This is a genomic window from Janthinobacterium sp. CG_23.4, from assembly GCF_029892305.1.
GTDB classification, from domain to species: Bacteria; Pseudomonadota; Gammaproteobacteria; order Burkholderiales; family Burkholderiaceae_D; genus Janthinobacterium; species Janthinobacterium lividum_D.
This window is the reverse complement of record NZ_JARXUX010000001.1, coordinates 3,067,994-3,090,589: the sequence shown is the minus strand read 5'-3', so window position 1 is coordinate 3,090,589 and position 22,596 is coordinate 3,067,994. Positions and strand designations below refer to the sequence as shown.

General features: G+C 63.3%; 19 protein-coding genes and 1 tRNA gene. 5 read left to right on the top strand and 15 right to left on the bottom strand.

What is annotated here, in order from left to right:
• Positions 1–7: 7 nt before the first annotated feature.
• Together H4V96_RS13785 and H4V96_RS13780 are read left to right on the top strand one after the other, a co-directional pair.
• Positions 8–103, top strand: a tRNA-Sec gene (locus tag H4V96_RS13785).
• 159 nt (positions 104–262) lie between these two features.
• Positions 263–976 carry a transporter substrate-binding domain-containing protein gene (locus tag H4V96_RS13780; protein WP_280721006.1) on the top strand — a complete coding sequence of 238 codons (714 nt, stop codon included), beginning with the start codon at positions 263–265 and terminating at the stop codon, positions 974–976.
• 10 nt (positions 977–986) lie between these two features.
• On the opposite strand, the gene H4V96_RS13775 is transcribed toward H4V96_RS13780, so the two are convergent.
• The 5 genes from H4V96_RS13775 to fur form a co-directional block, all read right to left on the bottom strand.
• The gene (locus H4V96_RS13775) at positions 987–1,727 is read right to left on the bottom strand and encodes a GGDEF domain-containing protein (RefSeq protein ID WP_010399450.1); all 741 of its coding nucleotides are present in this window, start codon (positions 1,725–1,727) and stop codon (positions 987–989) included.
• Between the two features lie 3 nt (positions 1,728–1,730).
• Positions 1,731–2,129: a DUF1987 domain-containing protein gene (locus H4V96_RS13770; protein WP_010399447.1), complete on the bottom strand. Its 399-nt coding sequence runs from the start codon at positions 2,127–2,129 to the stop codon at positions 1,731–1,733.
• 22 nt (positions 2,130–2,151) lie between these two features.
• Entirely contained in the window at positions 2,152–2,709 is a 558-nt protein-coding gene (locus H4V96_RS13765; protein WP_196855551.1) for a SiaB family protein kinase, read from the bottom strand.
• Positions 2,710–2,773: 64 nt separating this feature from the next.
• Positions 2,774–3,928, bottom strand: a complete 1,155-nt coding sequence (locus H4V96_RS13760; RefSeq protein WP_196855552.1) for a SpoIIE family protein phosphatase — start codon at positions 3,926–3,928, stop codon at positions 2,774–2,776.
• A gap of 448 nt (positions 3,929–4,376) precedes the next feature.
• A complete protein-coding gene (gene fur / locus H4V96_RS13755) occupies positions 4,377–4,814 on the bottom strand; it encodes a ferric iron uptake transcriptional regulator (protein WP_010399439.1) in 438 nt (145 codons plus the stop codon).
• A 374-nt stretch (positions 4,815–5,188) separates the two neighbouring features.
• Here fur and H4V96_RS13750 point away from each other — a divergent pair, with 374 nt between their 5' ends.
• The gene (locus H4V96_RS13750; RefSeq protein WP_070346785.1) at positions 5,189–5,803 is read left to right on the top strand and encodes an OmpW family outer membrane protein; all 615 of its coding nucleotides are present in this window, start codon (positions 5,189–5,191) and stop codon (positions 5,801–5,803) included.
• A gap of 223 nt (positions 5,804–6,026) precedes the next feature.
• Here the strand turns inward: H4V96_RS13750 and H4V96_RS13745 are convergent, their stop codons facing one another.
• From H4V96_RS13745 to H4V96_RS13705, 8 genes are all read right to left on the bottom strand, one after another.
• Complete coding sequence (locus H4V96_RS13745) at positions 6,027–6,854, bottom strand: MetQ/NlpA family ABC transporter substrate-binding protein (protein ID WP_196855553.1); 828 nt, start codon at positions 6,852–6,854, stop codon at positions 6,027–6,029.
• A gap of 24 nt (positions 6,855–6,878) precedes the next feature.
• Positions 6,879–7,553, bottom strand: coding sequence for a methionine ABC transporter permease (locus H4V96_RS13740; protein ID WP_070346784.1), 675 nt, complete (start codon positions 7,551–7,553; stop codon positions 6,879–6,881).
• On the bottom strand, positions 7,546–8,355 hold the full coding sequence (locus H4V96_RS13735; protein WP_196855554.1) for a methionine ABC transporter ATP-binding protein: 810 nt from the start codon (positions 8,353–8,355) through the stop codon (positions 7,546–7,548). Before H4V96_RS13735 ends, H4V96_RS13740 begins: the two co-directional genes overlap by 8 nt.
• Before the next feature lie 185 nt (positions 8,356–8,540).
• The gene (locus tag H4V96_RS22495) at positions 8,541–9,716 is read right to left on the bottom strand and encodes a TonB family protein (RefSeq protein ID WP_196855555.1); all 1,176 of its coding nucleotides are present in this window, start codon (positions 9,714–9,716) and stop codon (positions 8,541–8,543) included.
• A complete protein-coding gene (locus H4V96_RS13720; protein ID WP_196855556.1) occupies positions 9,716–10,336 on the bottom strand; it encodes a biliverdin-producing heme oxygenase in 621 nt (206 codons plus the stop codon). Before H4V96_RS13720 ends, H4V96_RS22495 begins: the two co-directional genes overlap by 1 nt.
• 34 nt (positions 10,337–10,370) lie before the next feature.
• Entirely contained in the window at positions 10,371–13,289 is a 2,919-nt protein-coding gene (locus H4V96_RS13715; protein ID WP_196855557.1) for a TonB-dependent receptor, read from the bottom strand.
• 109 nt (positions 13,290–13,398) lie between these two features.
• Positions 13,399–14,403, bottom strand: coding sequence for a FecR domain-containing protein (locus tag H4V96_RS13710; RefSeq protein WP_196855558.1), 1,005 nt, complete (start codon positions 14,401–14,403; stop codon positions 13,399–13,401).
• Positions 14,404–14,411: 8 nt separating this feature from the next.
• A complete protein-coding gene (locus H4V96_RS13705; protein WP_196855559.1) occupies positions 14,412–14,927 on the bottom strand; it encodes a sigma-70 family RNA polymerase sigma factor in 516 nt (171 codons plus the stop codon).
• Between the two features lie 335 nt (positions 14,928–15,262).
• Between H4V96_RS13705 and H4V96_RS13700 the strand changes: the two genes are divergently transcribed.
• Both H4V96_RS13700 and H4V96_RS13695 read left to right on the top strand, forming a co-directional pair.
• A complete protein-coding gene (locus H4V96_RS13700) occupies positions 15,263–15,829 on the top strand; it encodes a YceI family protein (RefSeq protein WP_196855560.1) in 567 nt (188 codons plus the stop codon).
• 358 nt (positions 15,830–16,187) lie between these two features.
• Positions 16,188–17,753 (top strand): hypothetical protein, encoded by a 1,566-nt coding sequence (locus H4V96_RS13695; RefSeq protein ID WP_196855561.1) that lies wholly within the window; start codon positions 16,188–16,190, stop codon positions 17,751–17,753.
• A gap of 174 nt (positions 17,754–17,927) precedes the next feature.
• Here the strand turns inward: H4V96_RS13695 and H4V96_RS13690 are convergent, their stop codons facing one another.
• Positions 17,928–20,717 carry an Hsp70 family protein gene (locus H4V96_RS13690; RefSeq protein WP_196855562.1) on the bottom strand — a complete coding sequence of 930 codons (2,790 nt, stop codon included), beginning with the start codon at positions 20,715–20,717 and terminating at the stop codon, positions 17,928–17,930.
• 2 nt (positions 20,718–20,719) lie between these two features.
• Positions 20,720–22,588 (bottom strand): Hsp70 family protein, encoded by a 1,869-nt coding sequence (locus H4V96_RS13685; protein ID WP_196855563.1) that lies wholly within the window; start codon positions 22,586–22,588, stop codon positions 20,720–20,722.
• Positions 22,589–22,596 lie beyond the last annotated feature (8 nt).

Here is a 22,596-nt window from a genome sequence, read left to right as displayed (position 1 = left end):
GTACCGCGGAAAGCACACTCATCCGGTGATGTGGCCGGGCTTCAAACCCGGTGGAGGGCGTCAGACGTTCTCCCGTAGGTTCGACTCCTACTGTTTTCCGCCAGTGATTCTTCTTTTCCCGTTCCCCCTGCATGGTGATCGTAGCGGCGTTGGCGTGTTGCGACGTGGCGCCCATGCATGCTGTGATTGAAAATATGCAACGATGTTGCTGCGGGCCGATGCTGACATCGGCTTGCATTGACTGTAGCAGATGAAAGCAAGCATGAAACAAGCAAGCATGGCATGGCTGCTGGCAGTGACGCTGCTGATGCCGGTGCTGGTCGCTGCTGCCGGCCTGCGTATCGTTGGCGAGCACCTGCCGCCAGCGAGCATGATGGAAGGCGATGTCGTCGTCGGGCGCGAAACGGCGAAGGTGCGCGACATCATGGCGCGCGCCGGTATTGCTTACAGTATCGAATTGCTGCCTTGGAAGCGCGCCTATGCGCAAGCGCTGCGCGAGCCCGATACCTGCATCTTTTCCACCACGCGCACGCAAGAGCGCGAAGCGCAATTTCGCTGGATCGGCCCCCTCAACGAAGCGCAGTGGATATTGTATGGCTTGGTCGAGCAGCATCGGACGCTGCACACCTTGGCCGATGCGCGTGGCTTGGTGATCGGCACGGTGCTGGGCGACGCGCGCGACGACTACCTGCGCCAGCGTGGCCTGAGCGTGGCACCCGTGACGCAGGAGTGGCTCAATCCACAAAAACTGCTGCTGGGGCGCATAGACCTGTGGGCCGTGAGCATGGCACCGGGCAGCAAGCCGTTTGCCGGCAAAGAGTGGCAGGGCAAGCTGGAGCCGCTGCTGACCTTTAATCGCGTGCAGACCTACCTGGCTTGTAACCTCAAGGTGCCCGAGGCGCAAGCGGCTGCCATGCAGCGCGCCGCTGCCGCCATGCAGCGCGATGCCAGCATGCTGCGCGAGCACGGCCGCTAGCGCCTGCGCTTCAACTCTCGAGCCACTGGCGCACGCAGTTGCGTCCTTCGCGCTTGGCCTGGTACAGGGCCTGGTCGGCATGGCTGTAGGCCGTCTCGAAGGCCGTGCCGGCGCGGTTCAAGCTCACGCCCACGCTGACGGTGATGGGCCGCGTGATGGGCGCCGCATGGCGCTGGCGGCCGATGTTATCGCAAATGCGCTGCGCCACGGCCAGCGCATCGTCGCGCGAAGAGGTCGGCCAGACCACGGAAAATTCTTCACCACCGACCCGGCCGATAGCCGTTTCCTGTCCTAATAACTGCTTCAGACAGTCGACCACGGCCTGGATCACGCCGTCGCCGGCCGGGTGGCCGAAGTCGTCGTTGACCTGCTTGAACAGGTCGATGTCGAGCACGATTAAGGCCATGTCGCCGTGCGCCAGGCAGCGCGAGGCATGCTCGATCACGGCGCCGCGGTTCAGCGCCCCCGTCAGCGGGTCGTGCGTGGCGCGGTATTCGAGCTGTCCGGCCAGGGTTTGCAATTGCCGGTTCAGCAAATGCATGTCGCGCTCGGCGCGGTCGCTGCGGCCGATCAGGCGCCGCGTCTCGCGCATCAGCCGCTCGTAATGGATGATCAATTCACCGAGCACGCGGCGCTGTGCCTCGCCGCTGGCATGGGCGTCGGCGTGCATGCGGCGCGCGGCGGCCAGCGCCGCCGCTTCCACTGTAAACAGGTCGGGCGCCAGTTCGGCGTCGGAGAGGGCGGCGCGCATGCTCTAGCTGCCCTGCACTGGGTGGTCGCAGAAGTCGAGCGCGGTAAAGTCTTGCTGCAGCTCTTGGCCGAATTCCAGGATGGTGTCGTCGTCCTCGTCGTGATACCAGTTCAGGCGCACCTGGTTGCCCTCTACGGCCGCCTGGTTCAGGGTGTCGAACAGGGTAAACAGCATCTTCGTGCTGGAGCTGTTGAAGTAGGCCAGCGAGACGTTGACGGTGATGCTGCTCTCGCAGCAGCCGTCGAGATAGGCGCGCACGGCGGCGATCAGCGGGCCATAGAAGGCGGCCGCGTTTTCCGGATACGACTCGCCCTTGATCGACAGGGTGTGCTGCTCGAAGCGGAAGTCGATTTCAGGCGAACTCGGGGTCGCGGCGATGAACAGTGGTGACGGTAATTGCATATGCTTTCCTGAGGCGGCTCTTTCAGATGATGGCTTTGATACAGAAGATGGTGTGTCTCGGCTCCTGCGGATCCGGGGCGAATTCGAATTCCAATGGCTCGCTGGCGTCGCGCGCCATGGTGAGGAAGCCCAGGCCCGCCCCTTTGCTGTCGGTCGGCGTTTCTTCGCGCAGGGCCTTCCTGTAGGCGAGGCGGATTTCTTCCATCGTCATGCTGTGCAGCGGTTCCAGGCGGGTGCGGATCTGCGCCACATTGTCCGTCGAGACGGGGTTGGCGCACAGCAGAAAAAAACTGTCGCCGTGCATGCCGATGCAAAACGAGCCGCGCCGCATCTGTTGGTCCAGTTGGGCATCGGGCGTCAGGCTGTCGGCCGAATAGTGCATGATATTTTGCGACATCTCAATGAACGAGGAAAAGATGCGCCGTCGCGTGGGGCCGGCTGCGCCGGCCGTGTCGAGGCGCGCCTTGATGGTTTCGGAAATGGCGCTGACCACGTGCTGCGAGAAATAGCCCACGTAAAAAAAGATGATGTTGCGCTTGCGCGCCACATCCCAAAACTCGTTGAATTCTTCGTACAGCACGTGCGTGCTCCTGGCTAGCCGGTGACCCGGTTTCTTGTTAATAAGGTGGCTCGATGGCGCCCAACTACAGGCGGAAACAGAAAAAGGTCAGGTCGTCGCGTCGCGGCTGTGCTCCTTGCCAGGCGGCGCTGTCCTGCAGTAGCGCTGCCGCCACGTCGCTGGCGCGGGCGTCACGCTGCGCCAGCAGCAGCTCGCGCATGCGCCGCTTGCCGTAGGCGATGTCGCGCGCGCCGCCGATTTGGTCAAGCAAGCCATCGGTCGTGATGAACAGCAGGCTGCCGGCGGGTATGGCTAGCGCTTCGTTGTGCCAGCAGTAGCTGGCTGGCGTGTCGACATAGCCCACGCCCATGCGCGCGCCGTCGACGGTGCGCACGGCCTGTGCGCCCGGCGCCACCAACTGCAGCGCCAGTTTAGCCCCCGCGAAATGCAGGTTGGCGCTGGCCGTGTCATAGCACAGGAAGGCGCAATCCATGCCGTCGTTCGAGCCTGCGTGGCCGGTGTTGCCGCAGCTGGCGCCGTCCTGGCCCAGCAAGGTCTTGATGGCGCGGCTGACGGCGCCGATCAGGGCGGCCGGATCGTGCGGTCCCAGTTCACGCAAGGCCTGGCTCAGGGCCGACGAGGCGATCAGTGTCATGAAGGCACCGGGAACACCGTGGCCCGTGCAGTCGGCGATGGCGGCAAACCAGCCGCCTGCATGGCGTTCGAAGAAGTAAAAATCGCCGCCGACGACGTCGCGCGGCTGCCATTCCAGGTGGGCGTCGGGCAAGGTGAGGCGCAATTGCGCGTCGGAGCTGCGCAGCAGGGCGCGCTGGATCACGCTGGCGTAATCGATGCTGTGCATGATTTGCCGGTTCTTTTCGGCCTGCATGGTGGCCACCACGTTCATCAGCTGCAAGCCGAAGCCGACGCCGGCCAGCGCGCCATCGTTGGTGATGATAAAGCCGTCGGCGAGTGCCTTTTCGCCCGCTTCCACGGCACGGAAGGTGAGGTCCTCGATGCTCATGGCGCCATCGACGATCAGCGGCTCCTTGTCCATGAAGGCGATGCAGCTCTTCTTGCCGTACACCTCATGGTAGAAAGGCTTGGACATCTGCGACATGAAGATGTTGCGGCTGATCAAACCAATCGGCTTCTGCTGCTCCGTAACGGGTAGGCTCATCATGTCGCGCCTTTCCGTAAACAGTTCCAGTACGGCGAAATTGCTGGTGTCGGCCTGCACCGATTCCGTGGCAATGCACCGATCAAGCGCGACTGAGGTGCGATAACGGGGAAGATGCAATCGAGAAGCGTTGAACTCCACAGCGGCTACCTTTACATGACGATCGGGCCGTTGTTGTCGCGAAGGTGTGGCGACTGACAAACAGGCAATGTGATGATATTAACCTTTGAATGTGACGGCTTGATTACAAAATTGTTAAAATAGTATGCAAGATGGCTGCATGGCAAGCCGTTGCCGGGCCTGCAGGCGCCGGGCCAGCGCCTGTGCCTGTGCCGGCCAGCGCGCCCGCTGCTGCGTGTAGACGCGGTAGGCGCCGGAACGGCGCACGTCGTCCAGCAAGCCCAGCGTCTCATCATGGCGCTAGGCCTTGGGCGAGGTGCCCGCCATGCGGGCGATTTCTCCGATGTATATGCAGGTCCTTTGCCGAGCGCGACGCTGCGCGCTGGCTTCAGGCACGGCGCGGTGGAATGCACTTCGCCGTGCACTCGGCGCAGGTGCCGTATAGCGACAATGCGTGCTCGTGGAGCACAAAGCCACGCTCGGCGGCTATTTCGTTCTGGCGCAGCTCGATGCCGTCATCGACGAATTCATCGACCTTGCCGCAAGCGGTGCAGACCAGGTGGTCATGGTGCTGTCCTTGATTGAGCTCGAAGACCGCATGGCCCGATTCGAAATGCCGGCGAAACAGGATGCCCGCTTCGGCAAACTGCATCAGCACGCGGTAGATGGTGGCCAGGCCCACGTCGATTTTTTCAGCCAGCAACAGTTTGTAGACATCGTCCGCACTCAGATGCTTGATTGTGCCTTCTTGAAACAGCTGCAGAATCCGCAAGCGCGGGATGGTCACTTTCAAGCCCGATTCACGCAGTTCCCTCAATATATCCATGTCTCCCATTCCTTGTTGTGATCGCTGAGCGAGGTACGCCATTATATCGCAAATGATAATCATTACTATTCTCATTTGTATCGTACGGACGCGCAATAGCATGTGGCGCAGGCAGGGGCTCATCGATTGGCCGCGGCGCAAATGACGATTGCGTAGCGGGCCATATTTGCTGTGCGGGCGCGTGTTTGGCGGCTCGGGCGCCAGCCTGGTCAGTGCGCTGTTTAATTTTTGCAATGCCGCATTTTTTGATCTGGGCAAAGGAAAAAATCCCTCTAATGATGCTATCAGGCACAATTTGATGTGGATCAAAGTTTTTGTTGCACTGCACTCTTAGACTTTGCAGCGTTACTTAACGATAAAAAGAGGGAACTAGAATGAAGAAGTCCGCAACTGCAGCAGCAATCGTCCTGGCCGCTATCGGCGCATTGGCCGGCAATGCAATGGCACAGGAAAGCCCATGGCTGGTGCGCGCACGCGCCGTGCACATCGATCCTGCGAATAAATCTACGCCTGTTGGTGGCGTCGGCGCATCGGACCTGATCCATGTCAGCAGCAAGACGATTCCTGAAATCGATATTTCGTATTTCTTTACCCCGAATATCGCTGCCGAGCTGATCCTGACGTATCCGCAAAAGCATGACGTCACCTTGTCGGGCCAAAATATCGGCACGTTCAAGCATCTGCCACCGACGCTGTCGCTGCAATACCACTTCATGCCTGAAAAACAGTTCAGCCCTTACGTGGGTGCGGGCGTGAACTACACGAATATCTCGGCTGTCAAAATTCCTGGCCTGCGCCTGGAACACGATAGCTGGGGCTACTCGCTGCAAGCCGGCGTCGACTACAAACTCGACAAAAACTGGTCCTTGAACTTCGACATCAAGAAAGTGCAGATCCGCAGCGATGTATTGACCGCTGCTGGTGCCAAGGTCAGCGAAGTCAAGATCGACCCTGTCCTGATTGGCGTAGGCGTTGGCTACCGCTTCTAAGAACACCCATTAAAACCTACTGCGCGTCGGAATTTGCGCTCTGCGATGCTCACTGTACCTTCGTACAGTTGCGCTTCTCAAGCCAACGGGGGCGCCGAGCCTTCCTTCCGCTCGCTACGGTTTTGTCAGGCGTTGTCAGTGTTGAAGATACTCGCGTAGCGCGGGAAAAAAAAGGACGGCCGGGTTTGCACCTGGCCGTCCTTTTTGCATTGTTTGCGTCGCTTTATTTTTTCGCCGTCTTTTCCAGTGCCAACTGGTAATCGGTCTTTTCATAGCCGGCCAGGTATTTGTTCGTCGCGTCGAGGAAGGCGCGCGAACGGTAGGCCGCTTCCAGGTCTTTGACCCACGGTTTGGCCTTGTCGGCCGTGCGGATGGCCACCAGGTTGATGTAGCTGTCCGAAATTTTTTCCACGGCGAGGGCCGAGGTCAGCTTCATGCCGGCGGCCTGGGCGAAGTTGCCATTGACGAAGGCATAGTCTGCATCTGCCAGCGAACGGGGCAGCTGCGCCGCTTCCAATGGCACCAGTTTCAGTTTCTTGGTGTTTTCCAGCACGTCGCGCTCGGAAGCGCGCAGCGGATCGACGTTCGGTTTGAGCTTGATCCAGCCCATCTTGGCCAGCATGACCAGTGCGCGCGCCTGGTTGGTCGGGTCGTTCGGCATGGTGACGGTGGCGCCGTTCTTGACGTCGGCCAGCGTCTTTTGCTTGCCGCCGTACAGGCCGATCGGCATGGTAGGCACGGTGATCAATGCGCTCAGTGGCAGCTTGTTATCGGTGGCGAACTTGGTCAGGTAGACGATGTGCTGGAACACGTTGGCGTCCAGCGAGCCTTCGGCCAGCGCGTAGTTCGGCTGCACGTAGTCGTTGAATTCGACGATCTTGACCTTGTAGCCCTGTTTTTCCAGGATCGGCTTGATGCCCAGCTTCAGCTGGTCGGAATACGGACCGGAGCTGGTGCCGATGACGAGTTCTTTCGGTTCCTTGGCATGGGCGGCGGTGGCGAAAGCCATGCTGGTAGCGGCCAGGAGCAGGGTGCGGCGAATGTGGTTCATAGGTATCCTTGTTTCTGAATTGGATTAACGTTTGTCGAGGCGCTTGGCGATGCGTGTGCCTGCGAACTGGATGGTTTGCACCAGCACGATCAAGATAGCTACGGTTACGACCATGATATCAGTCTCGAAGCGGTAGTAACCGTAGCGGATGGCCAGGTCACCGATGCCGCCGCCGCCCACCACGCCTGCCACGGCCGAATACGACAGGAAACTGATCGACAGCACGGTCAGGGCCAGCACCAGGCCGGAGCGCGCTTCCACCAGCAGCACGCGCAAGATGATCTGCATTTCCGAGGCGCCCATCGCATGCGCTGCCTCGATCACGCCGCGCGGCACTTCGCGCAGATTTTGTTCCACCAGGCGCGCCAGGTAGGGAATGGCGGCGAACGACAGCGGCACGGCAGCCGCCAGCGGGCCGATCGAGGTGCCCGCGATGATGCGCGTAAACGGCGTCAGTGCGACCAGTAAAATGATGAAGGGAAAGCTGCGCACGGTATTGACCAGCCAGCCCAAAATCATCGACAGCGGCCGGTTTTCCAGTGACTGGCCTTGCGAGACGAGAAACAGCACAATGCCCAGCGGGCCGCCGATCAGGATGGCGGCGGTGAGGCCGATGCCCAGCATGGTCATGGTCTGGCCCAGCGCCACCCAGATTTCCGGCAGCAGGTTGATGACGTTTTTGATCGATTCTTCAAACATGTGTTGCATCCTTCCATGCGGTGGCTTCAAACGCCTCGGTGCCGTAATACGCCAGTTCGCGTCCCAGCGCCGTCTTGCGTGGGGTGGCCGTGTCGCTCAAATCGAATTGTTCGGCGATGGCACCGTTTTCCACCACGGCCACGCGATTACAGATGGCGCCCAGCACCGACAGCTCATGGCTGACGATGACGATGGTCACTTTCAAGCGCGCATTGATGTCGCGCAAAGTGTCGAGCAGGGCGCGCGTAGTTTCCGCGTCCAGCGCAGACGTCGGCTCGTCGCACAGCAGCACGTCAGGATGGCTGGCCAAGGCGCGCGCAATCGCCACGCGCTGTTTTTGCCCGCCCGACAACTGCGCCGGATAGCTGTGCAGCTTGTCGGACAAACCCACCAGCGCCAGGCATTCTTCGACGCGGGCGGCGATTTGCGCGCCCTTGGTGGTGCCATGGATTTTCAGGGGGAAGGCGACGTTGTCGAAGACGCTGGCGTTTTGCAGCAAATTGAATTGCTGGAAAATCATGCCGATGTTCTGGCGCGCGTCGCGCAATTTGCTCTTGCCCAGGCCGGTCAGTTCGCGCCCGGCCACGGTAATGGTGCCGCTGTCTGGACGCTCGAGCAGGTTAATCAGGCGCAGCAAGGTCGATTTGCCGGCGCCGCTCTTGCCGATCAGGCCGAAAATATCACCGGGATAGACTTCCAGCGTGACCGATTTGACCGCGTGGAATTGTTCGCCCTTGGGCAGCGCGAAGGTCTTGTTCGCGCCATCGATGCGAATCACCGGCGTACGGTGTGGTGTGGTCATGCAGTGTTTCCTTTTTTATTGGACCGTGACAGGCTTGCTTGCGGGGGCCAAATCGCCCGGCCTGCTACGTCGGTTGCGTAGTATACCTCCGTTTGTGTTGTTGCTCCTACGACAGAATCTTGCTTTGAATATGCAAATAATGTCTATATGGATTTTTAGCGAGAGTAAAAGCGGTTTTTGTGGGTTCAGCCGATGGAAAATTCGACGGGAATCGATAATTCCAATGGCTCCGGCCGTTCCTTGGGGATGCGTGGCAGTGGCGCCGCCCGTTGCAAGGTGTCGAGCGCTGCCTGGTCCAAGGCGGCGGAACCGGAACTGCGCTCGATGCTGGCCGCCAGCACCTGGCCGTCGCGGTCGATGCGGCAGCGCAGATACACCACGCCCTGTTCCTGCTTCGCGCGCGACGCCGCCGGATAGCGGCGGAAACGCTCCATGCGCGCCAATACCTTGCCTTCCCAGCTCGATACGCCGCTGCGCAGCTCCTGCGGCGCAGGCGGCAGGGCAGGCGAGGGCGGCGCCGCCGCGACAGACGCCGTGGCCGCCGGCACCGGCGAGACGGGGGCGTGGCGCACCTCGGCGACGGCCGCGACGGCCTCGGCCTGCGGCGCCATGGGCGCGGCATCGGGCTGCGGCGGCACGAATTGCGCTATGGCTGGCGCTGTTTTCTTGGCAAGGGCGCGCGACGGCGCGGCCGCAGCGCTGGCCTGTTCAGCAAGATTCTGCTCCAGGGGGCGCGGCGGGGCCGTGGCCGGCAGATACAGCAGCATGGCCGGCTGCGCCACGTCGGGCATGATGGCCAGCACGGGCGCTGCTGGAGTGCGCTGGTACAGTGCCCATGCCAGCAGGGCGCCATGCACGGCGAAGACGGTGGCAATCGTCAGTGGCTTGTGCCAGTGCGTCGGCGCCGTCTTTTCTGGTGCTGGCGCTGGCGCTGGCCCCGGCGCTGGCCCCGCCCCCGGCCCATCTGGTCGGCGCAGCAGGTAGACGATGACGGCGATTTCCATCGTTGCCACGAGGACGATCACCCACCAGGGCGGATGGCCGAGGCACATGGCGACAAAGCCGATGGTCATGCCCAGGCAAGCGAGGGCTTTGCCGCGGCGCGACACGGCGCGGTGCTCGCGCCACTGGCGCAGCGGCGCGCCGAAGCGTGGGTGGTGCAGCAGCCAGTGCTCCAGGCGTGGCGAGGCGCGGCTGAAGCAGGCCAGCGCCAGGATCAGGAAGATCGTCGTCGGCATGACGGGCAGCATGGCGCCGATCACGCCCAGCGCCACCATCAGCATGCCGGCGGCCGTCCAGGCCCAGCGGCGCAGCCGCGCCGTATGCGCTTGCGCGCCGCTCCGGATGACTGGCTCTTGCATCAGGCGCAGGCCTCGACGTGGCCTAGCATGCGCAGGAAGGCGGCGCGCGCGCCGTCGATCACACGCGCTTCGCCCGCATCGTCAAGGACGGCCGTATCGAGCACGCACGTGAAATCGCGCCAGTGTCGCGCGCGCCCGTCCGGGTGGCTGGCCAGGTGGCGCGCGCCGTGGTGTTCATCGAGGCCGATCTTGCCAGCCAGTTTATACAGGATGGCCGCGCCCAGCTTCGAGCCTTCGCTCACGTATAGCCAGCCCAGCGCCGTGGCCAGGTCCAGTTGCGCGTCGAACGGCGCCGTGGCAGCATCGGCTGGCAGCGCGGTATCGAGGTCGCGCAGGTCGGCGGCGATGCTGGCGTAGCGGCGGCGCTGTTCCAGGTCTGGCAGCAGGGCGGCCAGTTGCGCGTTGTCGTACAGTGCGTCGACATCGCGCAGGAACGCGTACTGCGCCTGCAGGAAGCGCGCGTAATTGTCGCGGCTGGAAAACGGCGCGCTAGCCATGATGCGTTGGTCCAGCAATTCGTGGGTGGCCATGGTGTCGGCTTTCAGGCGCTGGCTGCGAGTTGGGCTTGCGTTGGTCGGAACGGCGTTCAAGGTGTTGCTGGTGTCGCTTGCTGCATGCATGGATATCTGCTCTCTATTATAAGGATGAATCAAATTAGAAACGAACGCTGAGGGTGACGCGCGCCGTGCGGCCCGGTCCCGGCATCAGGCTCAGGGTCAGCGGATCGAGGTAGTATCGGTCCGTCAGGTTGTCCACTGCCGCGTCGACGGTGACATTGGGCGTGATTTTGTAGCTGGCGAACAGGTCGGCGAGGGTGTAGGCCTGCGTCAGCACTTGCGGCGAGGTGCCCGTCCACGACTGCCACACGGCCTTGTCGTCCTGGCGTGCCAGCGGCTTGCCGACGCGCGTCAGGCGCGTGCCGATGCTGAGTTTCTCCTGCAGCCAGCGCGTGCCCAGGGTCAGGTTGGCGCTCAGCTTGGGCTGGATATGGTTGCTCACGTAAGAACTGCTAAAACCGATGGGCGAGCAGTCGGGCGTGTTCCAGATATCCGATTGCCACTTGCTTGCCTTGCGCAAATAGGCCGCCGTGGCGGCGTCGCAGAGCAGTGTCTTGCGGTTCCAGGTTCCGGAAAAATCGGCAAACACGCTACCCCGGTCATACGAGGACTGCAGTTCGATGCCCGAGACGCTGTACTTGTCCGTATTGGCCATCGAGAAATTCTGCGCGTAGGCCGGCAAATCAGGAATCGGACGGCGCGTGATGTAGCCGTGGGTAACGTTGTCGAAGTGCGCCACGCGCAGGCGCAGCTTGTCGGCGGCGCTCCATACGCCATCCTTGATCACGCTCACGCCGATCTCGCGGTTGTGACTGCGCTCGGCGTTCAACGGCGACGAATAGGTGGCCGAGAAACCTATCGTCGATTCGTACAGGCTGGGCATGCGCAGGCCGCGCGCGTCGCGCAGGAACAGGCTGACGCTGTCGGACAGGCGCGCCGTCAGCGCAAACGTGGGCGCAAAGCCGTGGTCCTTGCGACGGATCGGCGTGCTGTACTTGAACAGGCCGGCGATGGCGTCGCGGTAGACATAGTTGTTGCCGCTCCACTGGTCGACCTGTGACAGGTCCAGTGGCACCGCTTGCTCGCCATAGCGTTCCAGCATGCCGCCCACCAGCGCCGGATTGTTGGCGGCAGTGAAGCGGCCCTGCGCATCCTGGTACCACTTCGCGGCGCCAAGCTGCTCGCCGTCCTTGTTCCACATGGTGACCCACTGCCAGCCTTGTGGATGGTATTGCTGTTCCGCACGGCGGTTGCGGTCGCGCGTATCGAAGCGCTGGAAGCGTCCGCCCGCGTCGATGCTCAGCCAGTCGCGCGCCTGCCACTGCAGCGAGGCGAACACGCTTTGCTCGTGGCGCTTGCCGTTGCGCAGGGTGTGATTGGCGTTCAGGTCAGCGTCGACGATGCGCACGCTGTCGGCCGGGCCGATATTCTCGTTTTGCAGGGACAAGCCGTAATCGAGCTTGAGCGCGCCCATGCCGGTGGCGAAGCGTGAGGTATTCGTCAGATCCGCCCCCACCCTGCGCGCCTGGTTTTTTGCCAGGTACAGCACTTCCACGCATTGCTTGCATTCGTTGTCGCCCGGATTGGGCTTGCCTTCCAGTGGATTGCTGAAGATATCGCCGTTGCGCGACTTGCTCTGCATGTCCGTCAGCCACAGATTGGTTTTCAGGTCGATCAGCTGCTGGCCTTCGGGCGTCCATTCATAGCGCGCCGTCAGCGCATTGGTGCGCACCTCGCTGTGGTCCCACTGGGGAATGCTGCCAGTGCTGTTGCGGTAGATTTGCGACGGCATGATTTCGCCGTAGCTACTGTCGAAATAGCGGTAGCCCAGTTCCAGTTTCTGTTCGTGCGGCAGGCGCAGATTGGCCTTCAGCAGGGCCGAGGTAGTGCGGTTGGCCGTATTGAGCACTTCATCGCCGCGCTTGAAAAATTGCGTCACGCCATTGTCGTCGCCCCATTCGTTGAGCAGCTGATAACGTTTGAAACCGCGCGTGCCGGAAAAATAATTGCCGATGCTGCGCTGACTGATGGCGGCCACCAAGTCGTAGTCGTCCTGGCGCGTGGCCACGGCAATGCTGGCAAAGCCGCTGCGCGGGTCGCCCAGCTTGTTGCGCTGCGTGCGCGGCGCGCTGCCGAAATCGTCGGGCGCCGTGACGCTGTTGTCCTGGATGCCGCCGCGCAGGCGCACGCCCGTGCGCTGGCCCTGTCGCAAAATGTCTTCCGGGCGCAAGGTCTGCATGCTGACCATGCCGCCGATGGCGCCGGCACCCTGCGCCGACAGGTTCGGGCCCTTGTCAATGTGGATGGCGCTGATCAGGTCCGGGTCGATGTAGCTGCGATCGGCGATGCCCGCGTAACCGCGGTACACGGTCGACGATTGCAAGCTGCCGTCAATCAGCACGGGCACGCGGCCCTGGCCCTGCATGCCGCGCACATTGACGTCGACGGCGCCGCTGTTGCGGCTGTCGCCCACCTGCACGCCGGCCACGCCCTTGAAGATGTCGGCCGGGGAGGTGCCGCGGAAGCGCTCGATCTGTTCGCGCCCGATGTACACAGAGGCGGCCGGCGTGAGGTAGGGCCGGTCGGCCGGGTCCGTGTCGTCTGCCTCGAACGTGCCGCTGCCGCCCTGGCCATTCACGCGCAGGGTGCCGATCTGTACGGCGCCGGCAGCGAGGGGCGCAGGTGCGCTGATGATGATGGTCGTGCCGCCTTGCAACTGCGCCTGCAGGCCACTGCCGGCCAGCAGCTGGCGCAGCGCATCGGGCAGCGAATGCCGGCCCTGCAGCGGCGCGCTTTGCCGTCCTTGCGTCAGGCGCGCGTCGGCCAGCAGCACCATGCCGGCCTGGCGTGCCAGTTCGTTCAGCGCGCGGCTCAAAGGCTGCGCCGGGATCTGCCATTCCACTGCCGCCACCGGCGCAGCGGCATGTACGGCAGGCGTGGCGAAGGCCAGGCCGATGGCCAGGAACAGGGGAGACAGGCGGGCGTGCAAGCAATGGCGCGGTGAGTTCATGTGCATGTTTTTCCTATGGTGATATGGTAGTCATTCATAGTTAAAACGAATGAGTATCATTTACCCTGACGTGCACATGCATTTTATTTTCGCTGCATGTGGACGCTGGAGTAAATCAGCGGGCGACGATATGCAGCTTGCCGTCCTGGGGTAGCAGGCGCACTGGCAAGGCTAGCGGCAGGGCCGCGGCAAATTGCGCCGGCAACTTTGCATCGAAGCTGCCGTTCAGGCGCAGGGTGGCCAGGGCCGGATCGTCGAGCACCAGCTTGGTATCGCCATAGCGCTGGAATTCGGCCAGCGCCTCGGCCAGGGTGGCATCCTCGAAATCGAGGCGCCCGGCACGCCAGTTGCCCACCGCCTGGGCGTTGACCCTGGCCAGCGCTTGCACGCCCTGCTGCGTGACGCTCACCGTGTCGCCCGCGCGCAGCACTGCGGCATGCGCGCCGTTTTCGCTGTCGACGCGCACCGTGCCTTGCGCCACGCTCACCTGGGTCGTGGCGCCCACGTGGCGCACTGAAAAATGCGTGCCCAGTACCGTCGCCGTGGCCGCTCCCGCCATGACCTGGAACGGACGCTCAGGATCGGCATGCACATGGAACATGGCTTGGCCGCGCAGCAGGCGCACGGTGCGACGGTCGCGGTACAGGGCCACGTCAACGGCGCTGCCGCTATCGAGTTCGATGCGGCTGCCGTCGGGCAGCACTTGCGTGGCAAACTGGCCGCGCGCCGTACTGTAATCGTGCTCGAAGCGCGCTTGCTGCAAATGGCTGGCCAGCGGCCATGCGAGCACGGCGCACAGCAGCAAGCAGCCGCCGGCCAGCGCGCCGAGCGGCGGGAAGGTGGTCGTCTGGCGCAACTGCCGCAGCCGTTGCCGCAGCGATGACGGCGTGCCCGCAGCCGGGGCGCGCTGGCTGAAGGCCGCCACGCGCTGCGCCGGCAAGCTGGCCAGCAGCGCATTGGTGCGGCCCAGCGCATCCCAGGCCCGCTGGTGGCGCGTGTCCGTTGCCAGCCATTGCCGCAATGCGGCCAGTTCAGCTGCGGCCAGGCCTGCGTCGTGGCGCAGCCGCCAATGTGCCGCCAGGAAGTCGATCTCGTCGAGCGTCGTGTCTTGTGATGTCATGCGCTGTTTCATACCAGGTCCCGCTCGGGCAAGCCTTTTTTACAGGCCAGCATGCCGTTGATGATGTGTTTTTCCACCATGTTGACGGAGATGCCCATGCGCGCGGCGATCTCGATCTGGCTCAGGCCATCGAACTTGTACAGCGCGAAGGCTTGGCGGCAGCGCGGCGGCAAGGCCTCGATGATGGCCAGCAGGCGCTCCATGGTTTGCCGGTCGTGCAGGCGCTGTTCCGGTTCATCGGCGCGCGGCGCGCGCAACTGCATGTGCGGCTCGTCGAGCGCGTCATGGGGCCGCCTCTGGCGCAAGCGCTGTTCGTCGATGGCGATGTTTTTTGCCGTGACGTACAGCAGGGCGAGCTGGCCACTGTCGGGTGGCGTATCGCCACGCAGGGCGTGCGCGCCGCCCTGCGGCTGGCGCGCCAGGATGCGGGCATAGGCTTCCTGCACCACGTCCTGTGCCTTGTCGCGGCATCCCGTGGAGCGCGAAATGAGGCGCAGCAATTGCTGGTAATAGCGTTCAAGCACAGCGCATGTTCCCGTGATCAAAGCGCGCCATGATAGCAAGTCTTTCAAATAATAACAAGAATCATTCTCATTTGCAGTGTCATTTGTGGCGCCAGCTGAGGTGCCCGATGCCGCTGGATATTGTTGCGAATGCAGACAATAATCGGCATCAGAGAAGCTACTGCGGATTTTATTATCGATTTTTTCGATACTAACTAGGTATATTTTCCGTTTTACATCGATCTTCATGCCATGCATAATTCATTGCAACTGAAACCAGACAAATAGTCGCATGCGTGGTTCGCCTGCTGCTGCTTGCGGTTTTGACATCCTCCACTCCCTATCAGGAATCCACCATGAAAAAACTGCTCGCTTTTATCGCCGCCGCCGCTTTCTCGCTGTCCGCCGTTGCCGCGCCCGAAGTCTATGTCATCGATGGTAGCCACACTTTCCCGCGTTTCGAGTACACCCACATGGGCTTCTCGACTCAGCAAAGCCGTTTCAACACCACCACCGGCAAAATTACGCTGGACCGCGCCGCCAAGACGGGCGCCGTCGAAGTGCTGATCGACACCAAATCCGTCGACACCGGTTCGACCCTGTTCAACACGCACATCCAGGGCGATGGTTTCCTTGAAACCGACAAGTTCCCGGTCGCCACCTACAAATCGACCAAGTTCAACTTCGACGGCGACAAGCTGGCCTCCGTTGAAGGCAACCTGACCCTGAAAGGCGTGACCAAGCCTGTCACCCTGAGCGTCACCTCGTTCGCTTGCGCGCCGCATCCGATGTTGAAAAAAGACGCTTGCGGCGCCAACGCGACGGCCAAGATCAAGCGCTCTGAATTCAACGCCGGCAAATATGCGCCCGCTGTCAGCGACGATGTGACCCTGACGTTCGCGATCGAAGCGATCAAGCAGTAATTCTTGGCGGCAGGATGAAAGTGGCGGCGCACTCCGGTCCGCCGCCATTTCTTTTTTCCTGGCAGTGACGGCGATCACGACAAGTGATGCACCTGCTGCTGCTGCTGCTGTCACTATTCTCTATTCTCTATTCTCTATTTCCCAATCACCACACCTTGCCCACCTGCTAGTCCACCTCGGGCGAGATCAGATTGTTGAAGCGCCGGGCATACTGTTGCTGGCCAAGCCGAAGCAGGGCGCAGCAGGATGGTCCGTGCCAGCCGTGCGGCGGAACGGACACAACTGCAATACACTATTGTTTCGGTATAATTTGTTATTTTAATAATAATTCAAGCGCTGTACGCAAGGGGAACATACCGTGGAAAACAGCGAGCCAGTCAAATCGTGCTTTCCGCTTTGGCGGCGCTGGCTGTGGCCATTTTCCCAGCTTGGCTCGGCCTTCAAGCTGACGGGCACGCACCTGCTGCACCACGTGATCGGCGCCAGCCTGATCGCTGCGATGATGCTGGCGCTGGAAGGTTTGCATGTGCTCGAATGGCTCGATGCGGCCATGCTGCGCGCCAGCGCTGTACAGGGACAGGGACAGGGACAGGGACAGGGGCAGCTACCGAAGCGCAGCGAGGATCCGGGTGCCGCCTACCGGCCCGGCATCATTGAAATCGACCAGCCTGCGTTCGAACGGGTTTTCGATGAGCGCGCACCACTGGAGCGCACGCGCCTCGAGCAATTGATCGCCAGCGCCGCCGCGCACGCCGGCACGGTGCTGGCCATCGATCTGGACCTGGCGCCGGCCGTGTATGAACAGCACAAGGCGGGCGAGCGGGCGCTGGATCGCCTGCTCGACCAATTGGCTGGCAGTGGCCGGCAACTGGTGCTGATCCTGCCCGAACAATCGGACCAGAACGCGAACCTGCCATGGATACGCGCGCGTTGCGCCGCCGGCATCCATTTCGCCAGTGCGCAGATCCGCGAGCGCATGGGCGCCGTCACGCGCATCGAGTTGAAAAGCCCGGTGCTCGCTGCCGTGGCCTTCGAGCTGGCGCATGGCGCCGACGAGCAGGAGCAGAAGCAGCCCATGCCGGCCGTCTTGTCCCAGCAAAAGGAAGGGCTGGCGCTGGCCGACCGCGTATGCGAGCTGGCACGGCGCGCGGGTAGCGAAAAGGAGTTGGCGCGTTGGGCGTTCGAACCCGTGATCCATGGCGACGCCAAGGCCGCGGCCGAACAGAACGCCGTCACCGCGCCGTTCCACCCGGCTGCCGTGGCGCGGCAATTCATCAATCCCACGCGCATGCGCGCCAGCCTGATCGATGGTCAGGCTGGGGTGGCTGCCGTGGCAGGGCGCAAGAACGCCGTGTATATCGGCAGCAGCTATGACGTACGTAACCGTTACACGACGGCCGAAGGCGAGCAGGCTGGCCTGCACTTGCACGCGGCCGCCCACGCTTCCTTGGGCATCGGTACGGCGGACGTGAATAAATACGTGGTGTTCGTGGCCGACATCGTCATCGGCGTGTTGCTGGGCTGCCTCTTCGGCGGCCTGTGGATATTGTATGGCCGTGCCGAGCTGGCCATCGACCAGCGCCTGCAAGATCACGATTTCAGCCGCTTGCACCGCCTGCTTACCCTGTTCGAATTCTATGCTATCCGCTTGATGCTGCTGCTGGTGTGGGCTTCGCCATTTGCCATCGGTGCGCTGGCGATCTACCTGTCGCGCGGCTTGCTCGAACAGGGTTGGTGGGTCAACCCCGGCCCCCTGATCGCCGGCATGTTCCTGCACGCGATGTCGCTGCGCAACGAAGCGCACCATCCGCACGAAGAGGTGCCTGGCCTGTCCGTCTGGGCCCAGCTGCGCCGCACGCATCCCGGCATCGTGCTGGTGCAGGCGCCGCTGGCGGTGGTGCTGTTGATCATCGCCGTGATTTAGCGCAAGGCGGCGTGCCGCAATGGCCTGGGTATGGCTGGCCGATTGCTTGCCGCGGTATTGCGGCGCGCGCAGCGAAGGGTAGGTCGGATCAGGCCGCAGGCCGTCATCCGACAACATTGTTGGCGATGCCTGTCGGATTACGCTACGCTAATCCGACCTACGTGCCCCATGGTTTCAGCCGATCAGTTTCAAGCCCGGCGGCAGGGCCTCGCCCAGCATGCGCCGGGTAACTGCTTCGTCGAGCTGTGTCACTTCGCTGACCATGGCTTGCCACAGGGGCGGGGCGCCAACGGCTTTCAGACGGGCCAGGATGATGGCCCGCACATCGTCGGCGATGTCGCGCGAGCGGTCGCCCGTCATGCGCGCCAGGTGGGCGGCGGCAAACGCCGCCGGCTCGACCTTCTTCCAGTCCAGCGCCAGCAACACGTGCAGCCACCCGGCCACGCTGGCGCTGTCAACCACTTCATGCGCGCTGCCGTGGAAGGGCTGGCGCGCGCCGACCCTGGCAAGCGCCCACAGAGTATTCGTCTGCGCCGCTTCGCCCTTCTTGCTGGCTTTTTCCATGCGTTTGATCAGCCAGGCGCCCACTTCCGTCTTGTAGGCGCCGGGAATGCGCTCCAGCGACGCGCCCAGGCGCAGCATGTCGTCGTCGCTGCCATTGACCAGGGTGACAGGGCGGCTGCCGCGCTGGGCTGCATCGGCTTGCAGGTTGAAGGCGAAGTCGTCGAGCAGGCGCAATTGCTGCTGCGTGCTCAAGCCGCCGGCCACGCGGCGCCACAGGGTCCACCATTCGGCGCACACCTGGTTGTCTTTGTGATGCTGTATGCCCGTGTCGAACAGGGCCCATAGCTGTTCGATGCGCCACGGGTCGAGCGCGTCGCCGTAGCCGGGGCGCAAACAGTAGCCGGCCAGGTTCAGCCAGACCCGCTCATGCTCGGCAGAGCGGCGTCGGCCACGGGCGCGCTGCATGAGGGAGTCGAACAGCTGGCGCAGCAGCGGCGTATCCCAGCTCTCGCGCCCGCCCAGCCCCAGTTCCAGATGCTGGCGCAGCTGGCGCACTTCCTTGACGTCGACTTTTTGTGCCTTGCCGCCGAAGATGCGCTCGATCTTCTCGATGGTTTCTTTCACGCGTGGCGACAGGGCAGATGTTTGGGCCTGCGTTTCCTCTTCGCCACGCAGCTGGAATTCCAGCAGCCAGCGTTGGCCGGCATCGGCTGCGGCCACGCAGTGTACTTCCAGGGTACCCACTTCGGTCATCACGGTGGCCAGTTGCACGGTGATGTCGCGCTTGTCATTGGCATCCTGTTTGTCGTGCAGCACACTGGCCAGCGGCGGCAGGCGCAGATACTCGCCGACGCTCAAATCGACGATGTCGCCCAGCTTGGGCGGCGTGGCCGTTTGCGCAATCGAGGACGCCAGGTGAAAGCGCACGGGGCGGCCCAGGCGCAGCGCGAACAAACGCTGCGTCAAGCCGATTTCTTCGCCGCTGGCGCTGCCACGGGGCAGGATGCAGACGGCGCGGTTGTCCTTGCCGGCCTCGCCCAGCACGAGGAAGTAGCTGCGCGGCGAACCGCCGCCGATGCGCGGCGCCTGGCCGCGTCGCGCCAGCGCGTAGGCGACGGCGCCGCGCGCCACGGCCACGTCGGGATTGTCGTTGTGCAGGATGGTCAGGGGCGCGCCGCGCCAGTGGGCGAGCGTCTCGGCCAGGCGGCGCGCCAGTGCGTCGGCGCGGAACACGCCCCCATTCAACAGCAATGTGTCGGGCAGGTCGCCCCCCAGTGCCCCTTGATGCTGCTGCAAAAAGCTGGCCAGATGGCGCGTGATGGCTGCGTCCTGCGCATACGGCAGGCCGAATTCGACGATGCCGGCGCGGTTTTTCCTGGCTACTTCGCTCAGTTCCACCTTCGGGAAGAAGCCGTCGACCAGCATGGTCGCCACTTCCTCGCGCGTAATGTCGGTGGAACGGCTGGCACCTATCAGGCGAGAGCCGGCGCCCAGCAGGGTAATGCTGGTGCTTTCCGGCGCATCGTTCGACAGCAGCAATTCCTTGGCAGCGCGGCAGCGCTGCATCAGCTGCGACAGGCGTGTGGCGGACAGGCGCATGCCGCCTTCCTGGCCTGCCGCCATGCGCGTTTCTGCCAGGTGGGCCAGCGCCAGGTCCATATTGTCGCCGCCAAGGATCAAATGGTTGCCCACGCTGCTGCGCGTGAGTTGCGGTGCGCCATCGTTATCGAAGGCGACATCGATCAGGCTGAAATCGGTGGTGCCGCCGCCCACGTCGCACACCAAAATGCGCCGCGTTTGCGCCAGGTCCAGGTGCAGCGTTTCGCGCTGGCGGTGCAGATAATCATAAAAGGCGGCCTGCGGCTCTTCCACCAAGCGCAGCCTGGGCAAGCCTGCCATGCGCGCCGCTTCCAGGGTGAGTGCGCGCGCGCCCTCGTCGAACGAGGCGGGGATGGTCAGCACCAGTTCCTGGTCTTCCAGTGGCGCATCGGGGAAGCGCTGATTCCACGCCGCGCGCACATACGCGAGATAGCTGGCGCTGGCCGCCACGGGCGACACCTTGGCCACGTCGGCATCGGCGCCCCACGGCAGGATGGGTGCCTGGCGGTCCACGTTCGCATTTGACAGCCAGCTCTTCGCGCTGGCAACGAGCCGTCCCGGCACTTGCGCGCCGAGCTGGCGCGCCAGTTCGCCGAGCACGGGGCGTGCAGCGTTGTTGTCAGCGTCCTGTGGCCACGGCAGCTGCAAATCGCCGGCCGCCAGTTCGCCATCGGCGCGGTGGTAGCGCAGCGAGGGCAGCAGCGGGCGTGCTGCCACTTCGCCCGGAGCGACCAGTTGCTCGATGGCGAATAGCTCGATGCCGGCTTGCGGATCGTTGGCATTGGCATACGCCACCACCGTATTGGTGGTGCCCAGGTCGATGCCGACCAGCCAGGCCGGCTGCACCTTCGCGCTGCGCATGCTTATTGCTGCGTCGTGCCGCGCACGTCGAATTCCACTTTCCAGCGCTCGGCGCCGTCGGCAGATACCGCTAACAGCTCCAGGGTGCCCGCTTCCGTCACGCGGGCGTGCAGCTTGACTTGCACAACGTCGCCAGCCTGGCGGCCTTCGGCCGATAAGGTTGCCTGGATTTCGCTCAGCTCTTGTAACTCATCATGGCCCCAGAAGTCGAGCAAGTCGCCGATCTGGTCGTTGCGGCGCGTGGATGAGGCGAAGAAGCGGAAGTGCACGGGTTCGCCCACCACCAGGCCGAATTGCTGGCCCGGCAGTTCCAGTTCGCTGCCTTCTTCCATGCCGAACGGCGCCACGCACAGGGCCTGGATCGGCGGTTCCATGCCGGGGATGGCGGGCATGGCCGATTCGATGGCCACGTAGAAGGCACTGGCCGTACCGCCGCGGATACGCACGCCATGGCCGCGCCGCACGTAGCTGTAGTAGGCCGCGCCACGGGCCACGGCCAGGTCCAGGTCGGCCCCGGCCAGCATGCGTGCCGGTTCCGCGCCTTCCATGTACAGCCAATCGTTGACGGTGGCCATGATGCGCTGCACCAGCAAGTCGGACTTGAACACGCCGCCGTTGAACAGCACGGCCGTCGGGTGCAAGAAGCTGGCGCCTGCTGCCTGGCGGCCCGCAAAACCTGCCAGCTCGCTGGTCGCCGCCACTTGCCGGCCCAAAAACGCGGCCAGGTGGCGCGTGATGGCAGCGTCCTGCGCATACGGCAAGCCCAGTTGCGTCAGGCCGGCGCGCGTGCGCACGGCTGGGCGGCTCGACGCTTCCACCTGCGGGAAGAAGCCGTCGAGGATGAAGGTGGACACTTCGGCGCGCGTCAGTTCCGTGCGGATGGAGCCGCCGATCAGTTTCGAGCCGCGGCTCGGCACGACGATCGGCGCCACATCGAGACCGCTGTCGGCCAGCAGGCTTTCCTTGGCGCTGCGGCAGCCATAGGTCAGCGCGCGCATTTGCCAGGCGTCGAGCTGGCTGCCGTTGGCTGCCAGCTTGCGTGCTACCAGATGGGCCAGGGCCAGATCCATATTATCGCCACCGAGCAGGATGTGTTCACCGACGGCCACGCGGTGCGGTTCCAGCACGCCGTCGCGCTCCAACACGGCGATCAGCGAAAAGTCGCTGGTGCCGCCGCCCACGTCGACCACCAGAATGATGTCGCCCGGCTTGACTTCCTTGCGCCAGCGGCCTTCGCTGGTCTGTATCCAGCTGTACAGGGCCGCTTGCGGCTCTTCCAGCAGGGTCAGCGAAGTATAGCCGGCCGCCTGCGCCGCTTCCATTGTCAGCTCGCGCGCGGCCGGATCGAACGAGGCGGGAATGGTGACGGTGATTTCCTGCTGCGCGAACGGCGCTTGCGGGTGGGCGTGGTCCCAGGCTTGGCGCAAATGCGTCAGGTAGCGCGTGGCGGCCGTGATGGGCGAAATGCGCGCCACTTCGGCCGGTGCATCGTTCGGCAAGATGGCGGCGCGGCGGTCCACGCCCGGGTGGCACAGCCAGCTTTTTGCGCTCGACACTAAACGGATGGGCGTGGTGGCGCCACGGCTGCGCGCCATTTCGCCGACAACGAAGGGAGCTTGCGCTTCTTCGGTGACCCAGGGCAGGGCCAGGTCGCCCGCCGCCACTTCATCGGCGTGCGGCAGATAGACGAACGACGGCAGCAAGGCAAGGTTTTCGACGGTGCCCGGCGCCGACAACTGCGGCACTTTCAGCACGCCATGGCTGGACTTTTCGCCGTCGCTCTCATTGAGGTTCACATACGACAAGGCGCTGTGAGTGGTGCCCAGGTCGATGCCGATGGCGTAGCGCGCGGTGTTTGGGGGGGTGTTCATCGCATCGC